This window comes from Burkholderia sp. MSMB1589WGS (assembly GCF_001636105.1).
In the GTDB taxonomy this organism is placed as follows: Bacteria; Pseudomonadota; Gammaproteobacteria; order Burkholderiales; family Burkholderiaceae; genus Burkholderia; species Burkholderia humptydooensis.
The window spans coordinates 22,894-40,229 of the sequence record NZ_LNJT01000008.1 but is presented as its reverse complement, the minus strand read 5'-3'; the positions used below and the strand labels follow the sequence as shown (position 1 = coordinate 40,229).

Sequence of the window (17,336 nt, the reverse complement as noted above, 5' to 3'; positions counted from 1 at the left end):
TTATGGGATTGCCGCAAATGCTCGGGCCGCACAAGCAAAGATGCGCAGCGGGAATCGGCGGCGCGGTGGACGGCTTCGCGGACGAGGTCGATGTCGGTGATCGGTGTGAACCCTCGATCGTCATCTCGATTTTGTCGGTGCAATGAAAAATAAACTTCAGCGGAATGCCAAATAAATCGAGCGGCGCACCGTTAAATCGAATGGGCTTGATTGCAGGCGAGCCGGAAAATGTCGGCGATTGCAAAGAATCCGATAAAGCAAAATCCTCCGTGAGTGCTTCCGGAATGACCGGATCCCGCGCCAGACGTGCTGGAAAACCCGTATGAACAGCCCGCGCGCGGGTGATTCGGCGAAGATCGCACGGTTCGTTTTGACGAGAGATTCGCAAACGATTGCATTTGACGGAGTCGGGAAAATCGTCGTCTCGATTTTCGAACAATTAACCTAATTTTTAGATTCGGCGTGCGGGTGCGCGGCGGCAGCGTGATAAGCTCGACCCACATAAAAGCAGTGCGCGACGAACAGGGGGGCGCGATGGAGCACGAGGTCCGACCATCGATGGCCACGACGCGGCGGCACGGCGCCACGGCCGCGCTGGCGGCGGCCGCCCGTCCGTGCGCCGCGCCCCGGGCCGCCGGTTTCTGCGGCATCCTGATCGAAGTGTTCGCGCGCGTCGTCGCGGCGCTCGCGCTCGGGGTTTTCGCGTATGCGGCGTACACGCAGTGGCGGCTCGATCCGTCGCGCATCACGCTGATCCTGCTCGCGGTCTCGACGACGCTGACGGTCGGCCTGTCGCTGTTCGCCGAGCCGCCGAAAAAGCGCGACTGGAGCCCGCTCGCGCTGTTCTTCTCGCTCGGCGGCACCTTCTACTATCTCGTCTTCCAGCTCACCGCGAGCCGGCAACTGATTCCGGAAACGGCGGGCGCGGCGATCCAGTTGTTCGGCCTGTTCTGGCAACTGTTCGCGAAGGTGTCGCTGAGAAAATCGTTCGGCATCCTGCCGGCGAATCGCGGCGTCGTCTCGCGCGGCGCGTACCGGTTCGTCCGGCATCCGATGTATCTCGGCTACCTGATCATCGACGCAGGCTTCCTGCTCACGAACTTCAGCGCGCGCAACCTGATCGCGGTCGCGCTGCAGATCGGATTGCAGGTCGGCCGGATTCGTCGCGAGGAGCGGCTCTTGTCCGAGGACGCCGCGTATCGCGCCTACAGGCGCTCGGTCCGCTACCGGGTGATTCCGGGCCTGTTCTGAGCAGACCGCCGCGCCTCTGCATCGGCCGGCCCGATCGGACGCCTACCAGAAATGCTAGGTTCGCGAGGCGGACGATGGCCTAGTATTCGAACTGGCTTCACGGGCTGGCGGGGCGCGTTCCGGCGGGCCGGCGCCGCCAGCCGCCGCAACCCGGCCCGCCTGGGAGATGCGACATGGCTTACAAGAATCTCGTCAATCAAAGTGGATTGCCGCTCAACATCGAGCTGGTGACTCGCCAGGGTTCCGATCCCAGCCAATCCGGCTCGACGATCGCCGTATCGTTGGCCGTCAACGGAAAGCAGACGGTCGAATATGGCAACAACCAGAATCCGTACCTGAACGGGCTCGTCATCACGGCGGCGGCGAACGGCGCGTTCGCGAACGGCTCGCAGATCGTGACGACGCGCGGCAGCACGTGGGACAACGTGCTGAACACCAACAACACGCTGACGTTCAGCGGCGCGGGCGGCCTGAACGTCGTCGGCAGCAACACCTGACGCCGGCGCGCTAGCGGTCGGCCCGCCCGCCGCACGCACGGGCGACGGGCGGGCATGCGCGGCGTTCCGCGACGCGTCGCGCGCCGACGTCCGTCATGCCGCCTTTTCCTGATCTTCCCGCGTGCCGGGTCCCGTGCCGATCTGCCAGACGTACGGCGGCTCGGTCCCGTTGACGGCGCGATCTCCGACGATCCTCGCCTTGTAGACGAGCGGATTGTGCGACGCGACCGTGCGCGCGTTGCGCCAGTGACGATCGAGCGCCTTCGTCGCGCTGATCGCCGATGCGCCGAGCGCGTCGAACAGATGCGTCGCCGCGCGCAGCACGAGCTCCGACACCACCAGTTGCCCTTGCGCCGATTCAATTTCGGCCGCGACGTTCGCATCGTGCACGGCGGCCGCGTCGCCGCCGGCGTGCGCTTCGTAAGCGCGTTGCGACGGCTGCGCGGCGCGCAGCGCGATCGCCTCGGCCGCGTACGCCCACGCCGAGATTTCGCCGACGACCTGCAGGATCTGCGCGTCGTCGCTCACGCGCGGCGCGTTGCCGTGGCTGTAGATCCGCTTGCGCCCGCGCACGAACGCGCTCGCGTCGCGCTCGACCGCGCGGCCGATGCCGGCGAGTGTCGCGAGGTGGAACAACTGATAGAACGCGGTCTGGTACTTGAAGCGCCGCGCGAAATCGACGACGTTCGCTTCGTCGACGTGCGCATCGACGAAGCGCGTCGTGCCGCTGCCCGTCGTCGCCTGGCCGAAGCCGTCCCAGTCGTCGTCGCGGATCACGCCGTCCTGATGCGTCGCGACGGCGGCGATCACCGGGCTGCCGTCGTCCGCGCGCTGCGCGTAGACATCGATCCAGTCGGCGAAGATCGCCCCTGTGCTGTAGTACTTCTCGCCGTTCACGACCCAGCGGCCGTCGCGCTTCGCCACCTTCGTGCGCACTTCGCCGAGCGCGACGTCGCCGACCTCCGTCCACGCGTTGCCGACGAGCTGGCCGCTTGCGAAGCGGTCGAACCACGCCTGCCGCGCGGGGCCGGCCGGCGCGTTCAGCCAGTCCTCGACGAACGCGAAATGGCCGCGCAGCGCCTGCGGGAGATTCGAATCGGCGGCCGCGAGCTCGATCAGCAATTCAAAAAGCTGCGGGATCGACGCGCCGGCGCCGCCCGCGTGCACGGGCACGCGCACCGCGCCGAATCCGGCTTCCTTCAGCCAGCGAATCGGCTCGTGCGGCAGCGCGCGCGTGCGGTCGCGCTCGATCGCGCCTTCGGCGATGCGCGCGAAGATCGGCCGGAAGCGGGCTGTGAGCGACGCGTAATCGGCGCCGGTCGAGATCGCCGGATCGGCAGGGGCGTGAGACATGGCTGAGTCCTCGGGTGAGTGAACGGAAAGTGATTCGACGCAAGGCGGGCGATTCGCGCGCGTTGCATCGGCGCGGGGCGGTCGGCGGCGGTCGTTCGCTGCGCGAATGCCGAACGCAGCCGCCATGCCGCCTACGCCGCTTCTCGCACGCGCGTCCGATCGCCTTCGGGATGCGCGTCGACATCGACATCGCGCGCGGTCGGCTCGAAGCGAATCGCCGCCAGAAACACGATCGGCACGAACGCGGCGATCGACACGATCCAGAACATGCCGGTGCCGAGGCGCGCGTTGAGGATCGGCAGCACGAACAGCGCGAACGCGCTGCCGATGCCTGTCAGCGCGCGCGCGAAGCCGAGCCCCGTGCCGCGAATCGACGTCGGATACGACAGCGCCGGATAGATCATCATCTGCGCGCCGGGGCCGAAGCCCTCGGCGAACAGCCACAGACCGAGCATCAGCACCGCGGCGCCGATCCCGAGCGCGGTCTGCGGATGGCCGAGCAGCGCGAGCGCGACGAGCGCCGCGACCTGCAGCGCGAAACCCGCGATCGCGACGCGCCGCGACGGCAGCCGGTACGCGAGCCGCATCCCGAGCAGCCCGCCCGAGAGCGCACCCGACGCGTTGATGAGGCGCGAGACGTCGCTCGCGGAGCGGATCGGTGTCGAGATCGGCGCGTCGAGATCGAGTGTGCTCAAGGGGGAAGCTCTTCGGTTGGGTCGGTTCGCATGGCAAGTCGCAGTTATACGAAGATACGAAGCGGGCCCGTAAAACACAAAGAAGCAGTTCGCGATTCGTTATGAAACGCGGCGCGATAAGCAATCGACGGGGAAGGGCGGATGAGGGAAGGGCGGTGAGGCGATGACGGCGAACCGCTGGCCGTCGGGCCGCGAATCGGCACGATCGGACGTGGGCGCGGCATGCAGCGCAAGCCTGCTGATTCAGCGCTGCAACCGGGGAAAGATGCACGGATGCATCTTCACGTACAGCGTCTGATTCACGCACGGACGTCCCGCGTAGTCGACGACTGCGTTCGCCGGGCGTCGCGATTCGCTCGCCGGATTGTCGCCGCCGCCCCGCTCCGGCGAGGCGACGGACGGCCCCGCTGCGCCGGAGCGGGGCTCCTGGCGAAGCGGGGCGCAGGCTGCCAGCGCGATGCCGAACGCGATTGCGATGATCGGCGCTTTCATGATGCTCCTCTTGTTTCGTATCGTTCGATTCGGCCTCGACGCGGCTCGGTGGAGCGGTCGCGTCGATGTCGATGTGCGGACATGTTGCGTGCGCGCCGCTGCGCGAACGTGATCCGAACATGACGAGGATGTCGCCGAAGCAGGACGTGCGATAGGCGCGGGTGCTTCGGCAATGCGGCGCGCGCATCAAAAAAAGGCCGGACAGGGGAACTGTCCGGCCAAAGAGCGATAGCACCTGCTGGTGCCAATGCGCCTCGCGTGCTCGAGGGGAACCCAGAACCTCGGTCCAATTTCGTCTGAGCGGCGATCTTGGAATGCAGATGCTACGGGATCGTCGCAGCGCCACGCTGACGCGAACGTGACATTTCCGTCATCGAATCGATGTCGCGTAGCGCGCAGATGACGGATTTGTCATCGCACGCTCATGGCTGCGTACCGTCCGACGGTCAAAGTGGAGGCTACTGTCGCCCGACAGGGATCTACTCGATGGAGCACTCGCGATGAACACGAAAAAACTGATGGCATGGGCCGCCGCCGCGGCGCTGACGACGCTGGCCGTCTCGCCCGCCGCATTCGCGCAAGGCAAGACGCGCGACGAGGTTCGGCAGGAACTGATTCGCGCGCAGCACGAGGGCATCGTGCCCGCCGGCAAGAACGACTATCCGCCGAGCGAGGCGCTCGTCCAGCGCAACCAGGAGCTGCACGCGATCTCGGTGCACAACGGCAAGAGCAGCCTCGCGCTCGATCAGCACGATCGGGCCGTCGCGCGCTGACGCGCGGGCGAACGGCGCAGGGCGGGCGGCGCGCCCGGTCAAGCCGCGTGCGCGGGAAATGTCAGCCAGAACGTCGTGCACACGTGCGGCTCGCTGTCGACGCCGCACGTGCCGCCGTGGTTTTCCATGATCGAGCGCACGATCGCGAGGCCGAGCCCGGTGCCCGACGCCGAGTTGTGCCGCGCCGGATCGACGCGATAGAACCGCTCGAAGATCCGCTCGCGGTGTTGCGGCTCAATGCCGTGGCCAGTGTCCGATACGCGGACCGTCGTCGCGCTGGCGGTCTGCGTGCAGTCGATCGTGATCGTCGAGCCGCGCGGCGCGTGATTGAGCGCGTTGCTGATCAGGTTGCTGAGCGCGCGGTGATAGAGCAGCGCGTCCGCCCGCACGCCGGCCTTGCCGCGCACGACGATGCTCACCTCCGCGTCTTCTGCCATCGGCTCGTAATAGCCGGCGACGCGCCCGGCCTCCGCCGCCGCGTCGAGCGTGCGGATCGCCAGATGGCGCTGAGCGTTGTCGGAGCGCGCGAGGAACAGCATGTCCTCGATCATCCGCGACAGACGCTGATATTCGTCGATGCTCGATTCGATCACGTCGCGGTACTCGTCGGCCGTGCGCGGCTTCGACAGCGCGACCTGCGCCTCGGCGAGCAGGTTCGTGAGCGGCGTGCGCATGTCGTGCGCGAGATTCGACGAGAACTGGCTCAGCCGGACGAACGATTCGTCGAGGCGCTTGAGCATCCCGTTGAACGCATGCTCCATCTCCTTGAGCTCGCCCGACGTATCGAGCTCCGGCAGCGGCTGCGCGAGCCGGCTCGACGACATCTGCTCGGCGCGCGCGACGAGCCGCCGCAACGGGCTCAGGCCGAGCATCGCGATGCCGTAGGCGAGCGCCGCCGTCAGCACGACGGCGAGCACCTCGATCACGACGACCGTGTAAGCATACGCGCGCAACAGCGCACGGTCGTTCTTGCCGTCGTACTGCACGACGACGCGCGCGGTGCGCGTCCCGGCGCCGCGCAGCGGCGCGTCGCCCGCGAGATAGCCGAACGTCGTGCCGGCGGGCGCCGCGCGCGGCGCGACGAAGCCGCGTGTCGCGAACAGCAACCGGCCGCCGGTATCGTAGATCGCGAGATCCAGATTCTGGTGGCCGTGCAATTGATCGACCCATAGATCCGATTTGCGCGGGATGTCGTCGACGTTCTCGACGTTCGCGAGATGCGTGCGCATCGCCGCGAGCGTCGCGGACATTTCGTGCGACGACATGTCCGCGAGCCGGTTGTGCAGCGCGCTGTAGAGCGCGATGCCGCTCAGCGCGAGCGTCGCCGCGGTCGACAGGATGATGAGCGCCGTCAGGCGCGCGCGCAGCGTGCGGGGCAACAGGCGTCTGATCATCGGCCGGGCGCGCTCCCGCCCCTGACTTCGAGCACGTAGCCCATCCCGCGCACCGTGTGGATCAGCTTCGGCTCGTACGCGTCGTCGATCTTCGCGCGCAGCCGGCGGATCGCCGCGTCCACGACGTTCGTATCGCTGTTGAAGTTCATGTCCCACACCTGCGACGCGATTGTCGCGCGCGGCAGGATCTCGCCCTCGCGGCGCATCAGCAGCCACAGCAGCGCGAACTCCTTCGCGGTCAGCAGCACGACGTCGCCCTGGCGCGTGGCCTTGCGCCGCGTCAGGTCGAGTTCCAGGTCCGCGATCCTGAGGACCGTCGATTCGCGCGCCTGCCCGCGGCGCAGGATCGAGCGCACGCGCGCGACCAGCTCGACGAAATCGAACGGCTTGACGACGTAATCGTCCGCGCCGAGCTCGAGCCCCTTCACGCGGTCGCCCACGTCGTCGCTCGCGGTCAGGAACAGCACGGGCGTCGAGCGCTCGCGCCGCAGCCGCTCGAGCACGGTCCAGCCGTCGTGGCCGGGCAGCATCACGTCGAGGATGATCAGGTCGTATTCCTCGGTCTCGGCCTGATGCAGGCCCGTCACGCCGTCCTCGACCCAGTCCGCGACGAAGCCCGCCTCGGTCAGCCCCTTGCGCAGGTACATGCCGGTCTTCGGCTCGTCTTCCACGATCAGTATTCGCATCCGGATTCACCTCGATGATTCGCGCCGACGGCGCAGCACGGCCGCGGGCTCGAGCCCCGCGAGCCGGTCGATAAGACGTTCGCTAAGCGTCGCGCGCAGCGACGCCGAGTGCGCCACCCGATAGAGTACCGGCAAAACGAGCAGCGTCAGCGCGGTCGACGACAGGATGCCGCCGATCACGACGGTGGCGAGCGGGCGCTGCACCTCCGCGCCCGTGCCCGTGGCGAGCGCCATCGGCAGGAAGCCGAGCGACGCGACGAGCGCCGTCATCAGCACCGGCCGCAGCCGCGTGAGCGCGCCGTCGCGCACGGCGGCGTCGAGCGGCACGCCTTCGTCGCGCAGGTTGCGGATGAACGAGATCATCACGAGGCCGTTGAGCACCGCGACGCCCGACAGCGCGATGAAGCCGACCGCGGCCGTGATCGACAGCGGAATCCCGCGCAGCCACAGCGACGCGACGCCGCCCGTCAGCGCGAACGGGATGCCGGTGAACACGAGCAGGCCGTCCTTCGCGTTGTTGAACATCACGAACAGCAGCACGAACACCATCGCGAGCGCGAGCGGCACGACGATCTTCAGGCGCTCGCTCGCGCTTTGCAACTGCTCGAACTGGCCGCCCCACGACAGCCAGTAGCCGGCCGGCACCTGGACGTCGGCCGCGATCCGCTCGCGCGCGTCGGCGACGAACGAGCCGACGTCGCGCCCGCGCACGTTCGCGCTCACGACGACGCGGCGCTTGCCGTCCTCGCGGCTGATCTGGTTCGGCCCGGGCGAGACGTCGACCGTCGCGAGCTCGGCGAGCGGCACGTAAGGCGCCTGGACGACCGGGCCGCTCGCGCCCGCCGGCGCGGGGAAGGGCAGCGCGATCGGCAGCCGCTTGATGGCCTCGACATCGGTGCGCAGCTCGTCGGGCAGCCGCACGACGATGTCGAAGCGGCGATCGCCCTGGAACAGCAGGCCCGCCTTGCGCCCGCCGACCGCCGCGGCAACCGCGTCCTGCACGTCGCCCACCGTCACGCCGTAGCGCGCGAGCTTGTCGCGATCGAGGTTGACGGTCAGCACGGGCAGGCCCGTCGTCTGCTCGACCTTCACCTCGGACGCGCCCGGCACCTTCTGCAGCGCGGCGGCGATCCGCTCGCCCGTCGCGTCGAGCACCGCCATGTCGTCGCCGAAGATCTTGACCGCGACATCGCTGCGCACGCCGGAGATCAGCTCGTTGAAGCGCAACTGGATCGGCTGCGAGAACTCGTACGCGTTGCCGGGCAGCTCGGCGAGCACCGCCTCGATTTCCTGGCGCAGCGTGTCGCGCGACTTGCGCGGATTCGGCCACTGGTCGACGGGCTTGAGCATGATGTAGCCGTCGGACAGGTTCGGCGGCATCGGATCGGCGGCGATCTCCGCGGTGCCGGTGCGCGCGAACACGCGTTCGATCTCGGGGAAGCGCGCCTTCAGCGCCTTCTCGATCGACTGCTGCATCGCGACCGACTGCGTGAGGCTCGTGCCCGGAATGCGCTGCGCGGACACCGCGAGGTCGCCTTCGTTCAGGCTCGGGATGAACTCGCTGCCGAGCCGTGTGGCGAGCACGAGCGCGAGCGCGACGACGGCCGCCGCGCCCGCGAGCACCTGCCTGGGCCGCGCGACGAACGCGTCGAGCGCGGGCGCGTACAGGCGCTTGGCGGCGCTCATCAGCCGGTTTTCCTTTTCCTCGATGCGGCGGCCGATGAAGAGCGCGACCGCGGCCGGAATGAACGTGACGGTGAGCGCCATCGCGGCCGCGAGCGCCATCACGACGGTGAGCGCCATCGGATGGAACATCTTGCCCTCGACGCCCGTCAACGCGAAGATCGGCAGATAGACGACCATGATGATCAGTTGCCCGAAGATCAGCGCGCGGCGCGCTTCCTGCGACGCGGCGAACACCTCGGCGAAGCGCTCGTCGCGCGTGAGCGGGCGGCCCGCCGCGTGCTGCGCGTGCGCGAGCCGGCGGATGCAGTTCTCGACGATCACGACCGCGCCGTCGACGATGATGCCGAAATCGAGCGCGCCGAGGCTCATCAGGTTCGCGCTGACCTTCGCGTTGACCATGCCGATGAACGTCATCAGCATCGACAGCGGAATGACGAGCGCGGTGATCACCGCCGCGCGGATGTTGCCGAGGAACAGGAAGAGGATCGCGATCACGAGCACCGCGCCTTCGAGCAGGTTCTTCTTGACCGTCTGCACGGCCTTCTCGACGAGCACCGTGCGGTCGTACACGGGAATCGCGCGCACGCCGGCGGGCAGCGTGCGGTTCACGTCGGCCATCTTCGCGGCCACCGCCTTCGCGACCGCGCGGCTGTTCTCGCCCATCAGCATGAACACGGTGCCGAGCACGACTTCCTCGCCGTTGGCCGTCGCGGCGCCCGTGCGCAGCTCGCGGCCGATGTCGACTGCGCCGACGTCCTTCACCCGCACCGGCACGCCGCCCACGTTCGTGAGCACGATGTTCGCGATGTCGTCGACCGAGCGCGCCTGGCCCGGCACGCGCACGAGGTACTGCTCGCCGCGCTTTTCGATGTAGCCCGCGCCGACGTTGTCGTTGTTGCGCTCGAGCGCGCGCACGACGTCGGCGAGCGTGAGCCCGTACGACATCAGCTTCGTCGGGTTCGGCGCGACGCGGTATTCCTTCACGTAGCCGCCGATCGAGTTCACCTCGGTCACGCCCGGCACGTTGCGCAACTGCGGGCGCACGACCCAGTCCTGCAGCTCGCGCAGGTCGGCGCTCGTGTAGCGCGCGCCGTCCGGCTTGCGCGCGGCCGCCTCCGCTTCGACGGTCCACAGGTAGATCTCGCCCAGGCCCGTCGACGTCGGCCCCATCGCGGGCGCGACGCCGGGCGGCAGCTTGTCCTTCGCCTCCTGAATGCGCTCGTTGACGAGCTGGCGCGCGAAGTAGATGTCGGTGCCGTCCCTGAAGATCACGGTGACCTGCGACAGCCCGTAGCGCGAGATCGATCGCGTTTGCTCGAGGTTCGGCAGGCCGGCCATCGCGGTCTCGACCGGATACGTGATGCGCTGCTCGGCCTCGAGCGGCGAGTAGCCGGGCGCGGACGTGTTGATCTGAACCTGGACGTTCGTGATGTCGGGCACCGCGTCGATCGGCAGCTTCTGGTAACTGTAGACACCGAGCGACGCAGCCGCGGCGATCGCGAGCATCACGAGCCAGCGGTGCGCGATCGCAAAGCGGATCAGGCGCTCGAACATGGTGGCGGTCCTCTGGAATGCGAAGAAAACGATGCGCGCCGACGCGAGGCGCAAGGCGCAGCGGCGAGCGGCGCGAGCGGCGCGTCAGTGCTCGTCGGCGACGCCCTTGCCGAGCTCCGCCTTCAGCACGAAGCTGTTCGCGGCGGCGTAGGTCTGGCCGGGCGCGAGGCCCTTGACGACCTCCACCGTCTTGTCGTCGCGCCGGCCCGTCTCGATCGCCTGCGCGACGAAACCCTTCGGCGTTCGAACGAACACGGCGGGCGCGCCGTCGACGTCCTGCAGCGCGTCGCTCGCCACGGCGACGGGCACGTTCTGCGTGCCGGCGTCCACCGTCACGTTGACGAACATTCCGGGCCGCCACGCGCCGTCGGGATTCGGCAGCACGACGCGCGCGGGCGCGGTGCGGGTCTGCTCGCCGAGCAGCGCGCCGACATACGCGATCGGCCCGCCCGATTTCGATTCGAACGCGGCCGCGCTGACGCTCGCGTGGCGGCCGACGCGCACGTCGTTCAGGCGCTGCGCGGGCACGGCCATTTCGGCCCACACCGACGACAGATCGGACACGACGAATACGTTCGCATCGGCCGCGATCGCCTCGCCGGGCGCGATGTGCTTCTCGACGATCGTGCCCGCGAACGGCGCGCGCAGCTCGTAGCGGTTGAGCGCGCCGGGCGCGGCGCGCGCGTTCAGCGCGGCGAGCTTCTGCCGCGCGTTCGCCGCGGCGATTTCCGCCTCGCGCAATTGCACCTGCGCCTGCAGGTAATCCTGCTCCGCAGAGATGCGCTCCTCCCACAAGGTCTTTTCGCGCGCGTACGACGTGCGCGCGGCCTGCAGCCGGCGCTCCGCCGTCATCAGCTCGCTGCGCCGGTCGGCGAGATCCGCGCTCGCGATCACGGCGAGCAGTTGCCCTTGCCTGACGTGCTCGCCGATCGACACGGCGACCCGCTCGACGATCCCCGCGACGCGCGGCACGACGTGCGCGGTGCGGTCCTCGTTGAACTTGATCTCGCCGGGCAACTGGAAGCTCGTGACGATCTGCGCGGGGGCCGCGCGCGCGACGCCGATCTTCGCCGCGCCGATCTGCCCGTCGTTCAGCGCGATCGCGCCGTCCGCGCGCGAGAACGGGAACGACGCGCGGCGCGCGCCGACCTTCACGTCGATCGACGCGTCGAACACGTGCGGCTTCGCGATCGGCTGCGCCGACGTGTATTTCGCGCCGGCCTGCGTGAACTGCAACGCGATGCGGCCGCCGTCGTGGCGGGTCAGCGTGCCGGAGACAGTTGCGCCTTTGTCGACGGGCTTGCCGTCGACGAACGGATAGACGACGAGGCGCGCATCGTCCGGCTTCTCGGACAGCGCGATTTCGGCGGACAGCGCGCCTTGCGCGCGCATCGCGCCGCCGTGCGGCCCGGTTGCGCCGGATGCGGCAGCGGCGGCGCCGGCCCCGGAGGCCGCCGACGTGGACGGCGCGGACGGCGAGCGCGCGAGCGCCAGCGCGATGGCGAGGACGCCGGCCGCGGCCGCGCCGGCGACGATCAGTTGCGTGCGTTGCATGGCGAGTTATTCAGCGAAGTTGGGCGAGGGGGCGGGCGGCGTCGCGCGCCGGCGCGCCGATGACGCGCTCGATATCGGCAAACGACTGATGCGCGTCGGCGAGCGCCTGCACGTAGCGCGACTGCGCGTCGAACAGCGTGCGCTGCGCGTCGAGCACGTCGAGGAAGCTGAACTTGCCGAGCTGGTAGCCGCGCGACATCGCGTCGAGCGACTGCCGCGCGGCGGGCAGCACGTCGGCCTTCAGCCGCCGCGCTTCGCTCGTCGAGCGCTCGTAGTTCGCGTAGGCTTGCGCGAGATCGAGCCGCAGGCGCGCGCGCTCGGCGTCGAAATCGGCGTTCGCTTTCGCGGCCTGGTGGACGGCTTCGAGAATCGCGCCCCTGTTCGTATCGAAGAGCGGCAGCGGAATCGACACGCCGACGACCGCCTGATTGTCCGGCGCGCCGCCCGTGACGACGTGCTTGACGCCCGCGCTGACGGTGATGTCCGGCACGCGCTTCGCGCGCTCGATCGCGATCTGCGCGTTCGTGCGCAGCATGTCGGCCTTCGCCGCGCGCGCTTGCGGCGCGTCGTCGAGCCGGCCGAGCAATTGCGGCAGCGGCTCGACGCCCGGCAACGCGTCGAGATCGCCCGACGCGACGCGGCCGCGCACGTCCGCGCTGCGCGTCGCGTTCGCGAGCCGCGCGAGCGCCGCCGACACGCGCGTTTGCGCATTCGACAGATCGATCTGCGCGGCCGTCTGCGCGACGCGCGCCTTCGTCGCCTCGACGGGCGACACCTTGCCGGCGCGGGCGCGCTTGTCGGCCATGTCGGCCGAGCGCGCGGCGATCGCGGCGGATTCCTCCGCCACTTGCAACTGCCGCTGCGCGGCGAGCACGCCGTAGAACGCGCCCGTCACGTCGGCGCGCAGCGCGGCCGCGCGGCCGTCGAGCGACGCGAGCGCGAATGCGCGGCCATACGACGCGGCGTCGATGCGCGAGCGCCGCTTGCCGCCGAGCTCGATCGTCTGGCTGACGAGGCCCGTCGTCGTCCGCTCCCGCCGGTCGAAGCCTTCCTGCAGGAACGACACGGTCGGATTCGGCCGCGCGCCCGCCTGGACGAGCGCGCCGACGGACGCGTCGGCGCCGGATTGCGCGCTTTTCAGCAGCGGATTGTTCGCCGCGGCGAGAGTCAGCGCATCGTCAAGCGACAGCGCGGGCGAAGCGGCGGATGACGCCGAAGTCGACGCAAGCGGCGCGGGGAACGCCGAACGCGCAGCGGGCACGGAGGACGCGCGGGCGTCGGACGATGCGGCGGCCTGGCGGTCGGGCGCGGATGAGGCCGGCGCGGGCTGCGCTTGCGCCGCCGACGCCGTGATCGCAGCCGACACGAGTGCGGCGAAGATACGCTTGGGCATGAGTGATCGGGTTCCGGTGAAACGCGATCGATGCTACGGGCGTGCCGCAATGCAAACATGAGGCGAGCATGACATTTTTGTCACGTTCGCGACGGCGGGTTCGCGCCCGGCGCGCTGCGGTCTCGCTGCGACAGCGTCGCGCGGGCCGACGGGCAGCCGGATGCGCAGCCGCTCGACGGCGCGTCGCGATGCGGCTGTTGCCGGGGCGTCTCCGCGCGAATCGGCTTGCGCTCCTTGAACACGCGCTCGGGCATTCCGTGCGCGAACGCGGATGATGCGGCGAAGGCGAAGAGCGCCGCGAAGGCCGTGGATGTTGCTCGTTTCATCGAATATCTCGCTCGGGTAGTGTCGCCGCAACGGCGGACCCGTTCAGTGTGACGACAGAGCGGAGCGCGGCGATGACCGCGAGGTGACAAGTCCGTCAGGAAGGCGGCGCGGCGCGCGGATCGTGCGGGTTTCGGCGGCGGGCCGAATCGCTTCCGTTTGTTTCCGATCGCTGCCTGGAAAGCGCGCCGGCCTCGTTCGATCGCGACGCGGTCAGCACCCGCCCCGGCAGTCGGCCACGCCGAACGCGATCAGATTCCCGGCGACTTCGCGCAGCAGATGCTGCGTGAGCGCGCCGGCGCCGCCTTGAGCGAGACGAAGCAGTTCGATGAGATCTTGCGCAGCGAGGCTCATGTTGGTCTCCTTCACCGCGGCGCCTCTCGAGCGCCGCCGCAGAACATGAAATTCTCTTTGTTGTGACCCAAGTATCGTCGACGCAATGGGCCGTTCCAATCAGCGGGCGACGAACTTCGAGTCATCCGGCGCGGCTGTTTGTCGGTGATTTCCTACGCCATGCCCGGCGGAAATCGGGAAGCGCAGAGCGGGGCGGAGAGCGCGCTCACGCGCCCGCGCGCCGGCGCTTGCGATATAGTTCCCGCACACACGGCTACGGCGCGCACGCGCAACCTGACAGCATGATGACGATTTTGGCGTGGTGGAAGGAGTACAGGAAGCTGATCGCCTTCCTGTTCTTCATGGTGGTCTTTCGCAGCGCGGTGGCCGACTGGAACGTCGTGCCGGGCGGATCGATGTTGCCGACGATCAGGCTCGGAGACCGCATCTTCGTCGACAAGCTCGCCTATGACCTGCGCGTGCCGTTCACGCACGTTCGCGTCGCGCATCTGGGCGATCCGCAGCGCGGCGACATCGTGACCGTCGATTCGTCGGCCGCGCACGAACTGCTCGTCAAGCGCGTGATCGGGCTGCCCGGCGACGTCGTCGAGATGCGCGACAACGTGCTGTACATCGACGGCAAGCGGGTGCGCTACGCGCCGCTCGGCGCGAATCTGCTGTCGAGCGACGCGACTGCCCGGGGCGAATACCGGGCCGAGCGGCTGGCGGGCGCGACGCACGTCGTCCGTCTGTCTCCCGACGCGCCGAGCCCGCGCAGCTCGTTCGGGCCGGTGGTCGTGCCCAACGGCGCTTACCTGATGCTCGGCGACAACCGCGACGACAGCGCGGACTCCCGCTATTACGGCTTCTTCCCGCGCGACGAGATCATGGGGCGCACGCGCCGCGTGGCGTTCTCGCTCGATCCATCGCGATTCTATCTGCCGCGAATCGGGCGGTTCGGCGCACGCCTCGACGGCCCGCTCGGCTGATCGGAATCGAGCCGGCGCGCGGCAAGCGCGCCCGGCTCGCCATCCGGTGACGCGCGGCGGCTACGCCTTGTAGCCGATGCTGCGCAGCAGTTCCTTCCGCCAGCGCACGTCCTCGTCGTTTTCGACGCCGAGCGGCGGAAAGCCGTCGACAACGCCGAGAATGGCGCGTCCCTGATTGGACTGCGCGACGATGACCTCGGTCGGATTCGCGGTCGCGCAGAAAATCCGGCAGACCTCGGGCACCGCCTTGATCGCGTTCAGCACGTTGAGCGGATAGAAGCCGTCGCCGAGAAAGACGAGAAAGCAATGGCCGGCGCCGATCGCGGTCGCGTTCCGGCAAGCGAGCTCGGTCAGCGCGCCGTCGGTGCCGGAATGGCGCACGAGGCGCTTGCCGGACGCCTCGCAGAACGCGAGGCCGAACCGGATGCCGGGCACGGCGCCGACGAGCGCCTCGTGGATGTCCTCGACCGACTTGATGAAATGCGTCTGGCCGAGAATGAAGTTCGTCGTCTCGGGCTTGTCGATCGCAACGGTGAGCAATTGCAGCATGTCGCACCTCGTTTCGTAGTGACGCGAGCGCCCGCGTGGACGCGCCGACGGGCGAGCGCCGCGGCGCAATCGCGTTCCGGCTCGTTTTCCAGCTTAGTACGCGGCGTCGGGCGACGAAAGCGCGGTGGCGGCCGGCGCGGTCATCTATCCTTGTGTGTAGGCCGCGCCACCTGCGGGGCCAAGCGCGCAAGGGCGGGGAAGGAGGAGCGATCATGGACGTGCGGCATGGTTTCGTCGACTGCGTGGGGCGCACGCCGCTGATCCGCCTGGCGAAGCTCAGCGCGCAGACGGGCTGCGAAATACTCGGCAAGGCCGAATTCATGAACCCGGGCGGGTCGGTCAAGGATCGCGCGGCGCGCTACATCATCGAAGACGCCGAGCGGCGGGGCGTGCTGAAGCCGGGCGGCACCGTCGTCGAGGGCACGGCGGGCAACACCGGCATCGGGCTCGCGCATCTGTGCGCGGCGCGCGGCTATCGCTGCGTGATCGTGATTCCGCAAACGCAATCGCCGGAAAAGATGGAAGTGCTGCGCACGCTCGGCGCGGACGTGCGAGCGGTGCCGGCCGCGCCCTACAAGGATCCGGACAACTATCAGAAGATCGCCGGGCGGCTCGCCGCCGAACTCGACAACGCGATCTGGGCCAACCAGTTCGACAACCTCGTCAATCGCCAGGCGCACTACGAGACGACCGGCCCGGAGATCTGGCGCGACACGGCCGGGACGGTCGACGCGTTCGTCTGCGCGACGGGAACGGGCGGCACGCTTGCGGGCGTGAGCCGCTACCTGAAGGAGCGCAATCCGGAGATCCGCATCGTGCTGGCGGATCCGCACGGAAGCGGGCTCTACAGCTACGTGAAGACGGGCGAGATCCGGGTCGAAGGCAATTCGATCACGGAAGGCATCGGTTCTAGCCGCGTGACGGCCAATCTGGAGGGCACGCCGATCGACGATGCGGTGCGCATCGACGATCTCGCTTGCGTGGCGATGGTTTACCGGCTGCTGCGCGAAGAGGGCCTGTACGTCGGCGGATCGAGCGGCATCAACGTCGCGGCGGCCGTCTGGCTGGCGCAGCAGATGGGGCCGGGGCACACGATCGTGACGTTGCTGTGCGACCGCGGCGACATCTACCGCACGCGGCTCTTCAACCGCGACTGGCTGCGGGAAAGAGGGCTGGAACCGACATAGATGCGGCGATGCGGGATTGTTCGGACGAGCGAACGCGACCTATGCTAGAAAGATCCTGCCAACCGGCGGAGATCAACGTTTATCAGACGGAGGTGTGCCATGTCGATGTCCGCCACCTTGCAGGACTGCCTGCGCCAGAAGGCTTCGCGATACGAAGTCATTCATCATCCGTACAGCCACTCGAACATGGAGGCGGCCGCGGCCGCGCATATTCCGGGCGATCGTCTCGCGAAGACCGTGCTGCTCGAAGATGCGCAGGGCTACGTGGCGGCCGTGCTGCCGACGACGCATGCGGTGCGGCTATCGGAGCTGTGGGCGAAGACCGGACGCCATCTTGTGCTCGCGAAGGAAGTCGAGCTGCGCGAACTGTTCAAGGATTGCGACGTGGGCGCGCTGCCGCCCGTATGCATGGCCTACGGGATGCAGACGTTCCTCGACGATAGCCTTGCGCAGCAGCCGGACGTGTATTTCGAGGCCGGCGATCACGAAGAGCTGGTCCACATGGATCGCGACGAGTTTCTTTCGCTGATGGACGAGGCGGAACGGGCGAGCTTCTCGCACAAGATTCAGGGGGTGGTTTCCTGACGGAAGTGAACGGCCGGGATGGATGCGGCTGGAGTTGGGGC

General features: G+C 68.6%; 16 protein-coding genes and 1 pseudogene. 6 read left to right on the top strand and 11 right to left on the bottom strand.

Annotation, left to right across the window (positions count from 1 at the left end; genetic code table 11):
- Nucleotides 1-558 precede the first annotated feature (558 nt).
- Together WT16_RS18205 and WT16_RS31790 are read left to right on the top strand one after the other, a co-directional pair.
- Complete coding sequence (locus WT16_RS18205) at nucleotides 559-1,251, top strand: isoprenylcysteine carboxylmethyltransferase family protein (RefSeq protein ID WP_015602682.1); 693 nt, start codon at nucleotides 559-561, stop codon at nucleotides 1,249-1,251.
- A 173-nt stretch (nucleotides 1,252-1,424) separates the two neighbouring features.
- Complete coding sequence (locus WT16_RS31790; RefSeq protein ID WP_015602490.1) at nucleotides 1,425-1,748, top strand: hypothetical protein; 324 nt, start codon at nucleotides 1,425-1,427, stop codon at nucleotides 1,746-1,748.
- A gap of 93 nt (nucleotides 1,749-1,841) precedes the next feature.
- Here the strand turns inward: WT16_RS31790 and WT16_RS18195 are convergent, their stop codons facing one another.
- The 3 genes and pseudogenes from WT16_RS18195 to WT16_RS18185 all read right to left on the bottom strand — a co-directional run bounded on the left by WT16_RS18195 (nucleotide 1,842) and on the right by WT16_RS18185 (nucleotide 4,288).
- Complete coding sequence (locus tag WT16_RS18195) at nucleotides 1,842-3,101, bottom strand: acyl-CoA dehydrogenase family protein (RefSeq protein ID WP_063533896.1); 1,260 nt, start codon at nucleotides 3,099-3,101, stop codon at nucleotides 1,842-1,844.
- 131 nt (nucleotides 3,102-3,232) lie between these two features.
- Nucleotides 3,233-3,712, bottom strand: a pseudogene (locus WT16_RS18190) (MFS transporter); the annotation flags it as partial.
- Nucleotides 3,713-4,039: 327 nt separating this feature from the next.
- Nucleotides 4,040-4,288 carry a hypothetical protein gene (locus WT16_RS18185; protein ID WP_006027291.1) on the bottom strand — a complete coding sequence of 83 codons (249 nt, stop codon included), beginning with the start codon at nucleotides 4,286-4,288 and terminating at the stop codon, nucleotides 4,040-4,042.
- 500 nt (nucleotides 4,289-4,788) lie between these two features.
- On the opposite strand from WT16_RS18185, the gene WT16_RS18180 reads away from it, so the two are divergent.
- On the top strand, nucleotides 4,789-5,061 hold the full coding sequence (locus WT16_RS18180) for a DUF4148 domain-containing protein (RefSeq protein WP_063533895.1): 273 nt from the start codon (nucleotides 4,789-4,791) through the stop codon (nucleotides 5,059-5,061).
- 38 nt (nucleotides 5,062-5,099) lie between these two features.
- Here WT16_RS18180 and irlS read toward each other — a convergent pair whose 3' ends face one another.
- The 7 genes from irlS to WT16_RS18145 form a co-directional block, all read right to left on the bottom strand.
- Nucleotides 5,100-6,455, bottom strand: a complete 1,356-nt coding sequence (gene irlS / locus WT16_RS18175) for a heavy metal sensor histidine kinase IrlS (RefSeq protein ID WP_063533894.1) — start codon at nucleotides 6,453-6,455, stop codon at nucleotides 5,100-5,102.
- A complete protein-coding gene (gene irlR / locus WT16_RS18170; protein WP_006027288.1) occupies nucleotides 6,452-7,141 on the bottom strand; it encodes a heavy metal response regulator transcription factor IrlR in 690 nt (229 codons plus the stop codon). Before irlR ends, irlS begins: the two co-directional genes overlap by 4 nt.
- A 6-nt stretch (nucleotides 7,142-7,147) precedes the next feature.
- Nucleotides 7,148-10,381: a CusA/CzcA family heavy metal efflux RND transporter gene (locus tag WT16_RS18165; protein ID WP_063533893.1), complete on the bottom strand. Its 3,234-nt coding sequence runs from the start codon at nucleotides 10,379-10,381 to the stop codon at nucleotides 7,148-7,150.
- An 84-nt stretch (nucleotides 10,382-10,465) separates the two neighbouring features.
- The gene (locus tag WT16_RS18160; protein ID WP_059929886.1) at nucleotides 10,466-11,935 is read right to left on the bottom strand and encodes an efflux RND transporter periplasmic adaptor subunit; all 1,470 of its coding nucleotides are present in this window, start codon (nucleotides 11,933-11,935) and stop codon (nucleotides 10,466-10,468) included.
- Between the two features lie 10 nt (nucleotides 11,936-11,945).
- Entirely contained in the window at nucleotides 11,946-13,328 is a 1,383-nt protein-coding gene (locus WT16_RS18155) for a TolC family protein (RefSeq protein ID WP_059929883.1), read from the bottom strand.
- An 80-nt stretch (nucleotides 13,329-13,408) separates the two neighbouring features.
- Entirely contained in the window at nucleotides 13,409-13,654 is a 246-nt protein-coding gene (locus WT16_RS18150) for a hypothetical protein (protein WP_006027284.1), read from the bottom strand.
- 211 nt (nucleotides 13,655-13,865) lie between these two features.
- Complete coding sequence (locus WT16_RS18145) at nucleotides 13,866-14,006, bottom strand: hypothetical protein (protein ID WP_009914975.1); 141 nt, start codon at nucleotides 14,004-14,006, stop codon at nucleotides 13,866-13,868.
- 281 nt (nucleotides 14,007-14,287) lie between these two features.
- Between WT16_RS18145 and lepB the strand changes: the two genes are divergently transcribed.
- Entirely contained in the window at nucleotides 14,288-14,974 is a 687-nt protein-coding gene (gene lepB, locus WT16_RS18140; protein WP_063533892.1) for a signal peptidase I, read from the top strand.
- Between the two features lie 60 nt (nucleotides 14,975-15,034).
- On the opposite strand, the gene WT16_RS18135 is transcribed toward lepB, so the two are convergent.
- Nucleotides 15,035-15,523 carry an adenosine-specific kinase gene (locus WT16_RS18135; protein WP_015603292.1) on the bottom strand — a complete coding sequence of 163 codons (489 nt, stop codon included), beginning with the start codon at nucleotides 15,521-15,523 and terminating at the stop codon, nucleotides 15,035-15,037.
- 212 nt (nucleotides 15,524-15,735) lie between these two features.
- Between WT16_RS18135 and WT16_RS18130 the strand changes: the two genes are divergently transcribed.
- Both WT16_RS18130 and WT16_RS18125 read left to right on the top strand, forming a co-directional pair.
- Nucleotides 15,736-16,710: a cysteine synthase A gene (locus tag WT16_RS18130; protein WP_009914977.1), complete on the top strand. Its 975-nt coding sequence runs from the start codon at nucleotides 15,736-15,738 to the stop codon at nucleotides 16,708-16,710.
- A 99-nt stretch (nucleotides 16,711-16,809) separates the two neighbouring features.
- Nucleotides 16,810-17,295, top strand: a complete 486-nt coding sequence (locus WT16_RS18125; RefSeq protein WP_063533891.1) for a YbaK/EbsC family protein — start codon at nucleotides 16,810-16,812, stop codon at nucleotides 17,293-17,295.
- Nucleotides 17,296-17,336: the final 41 nt, after the last annotated feature.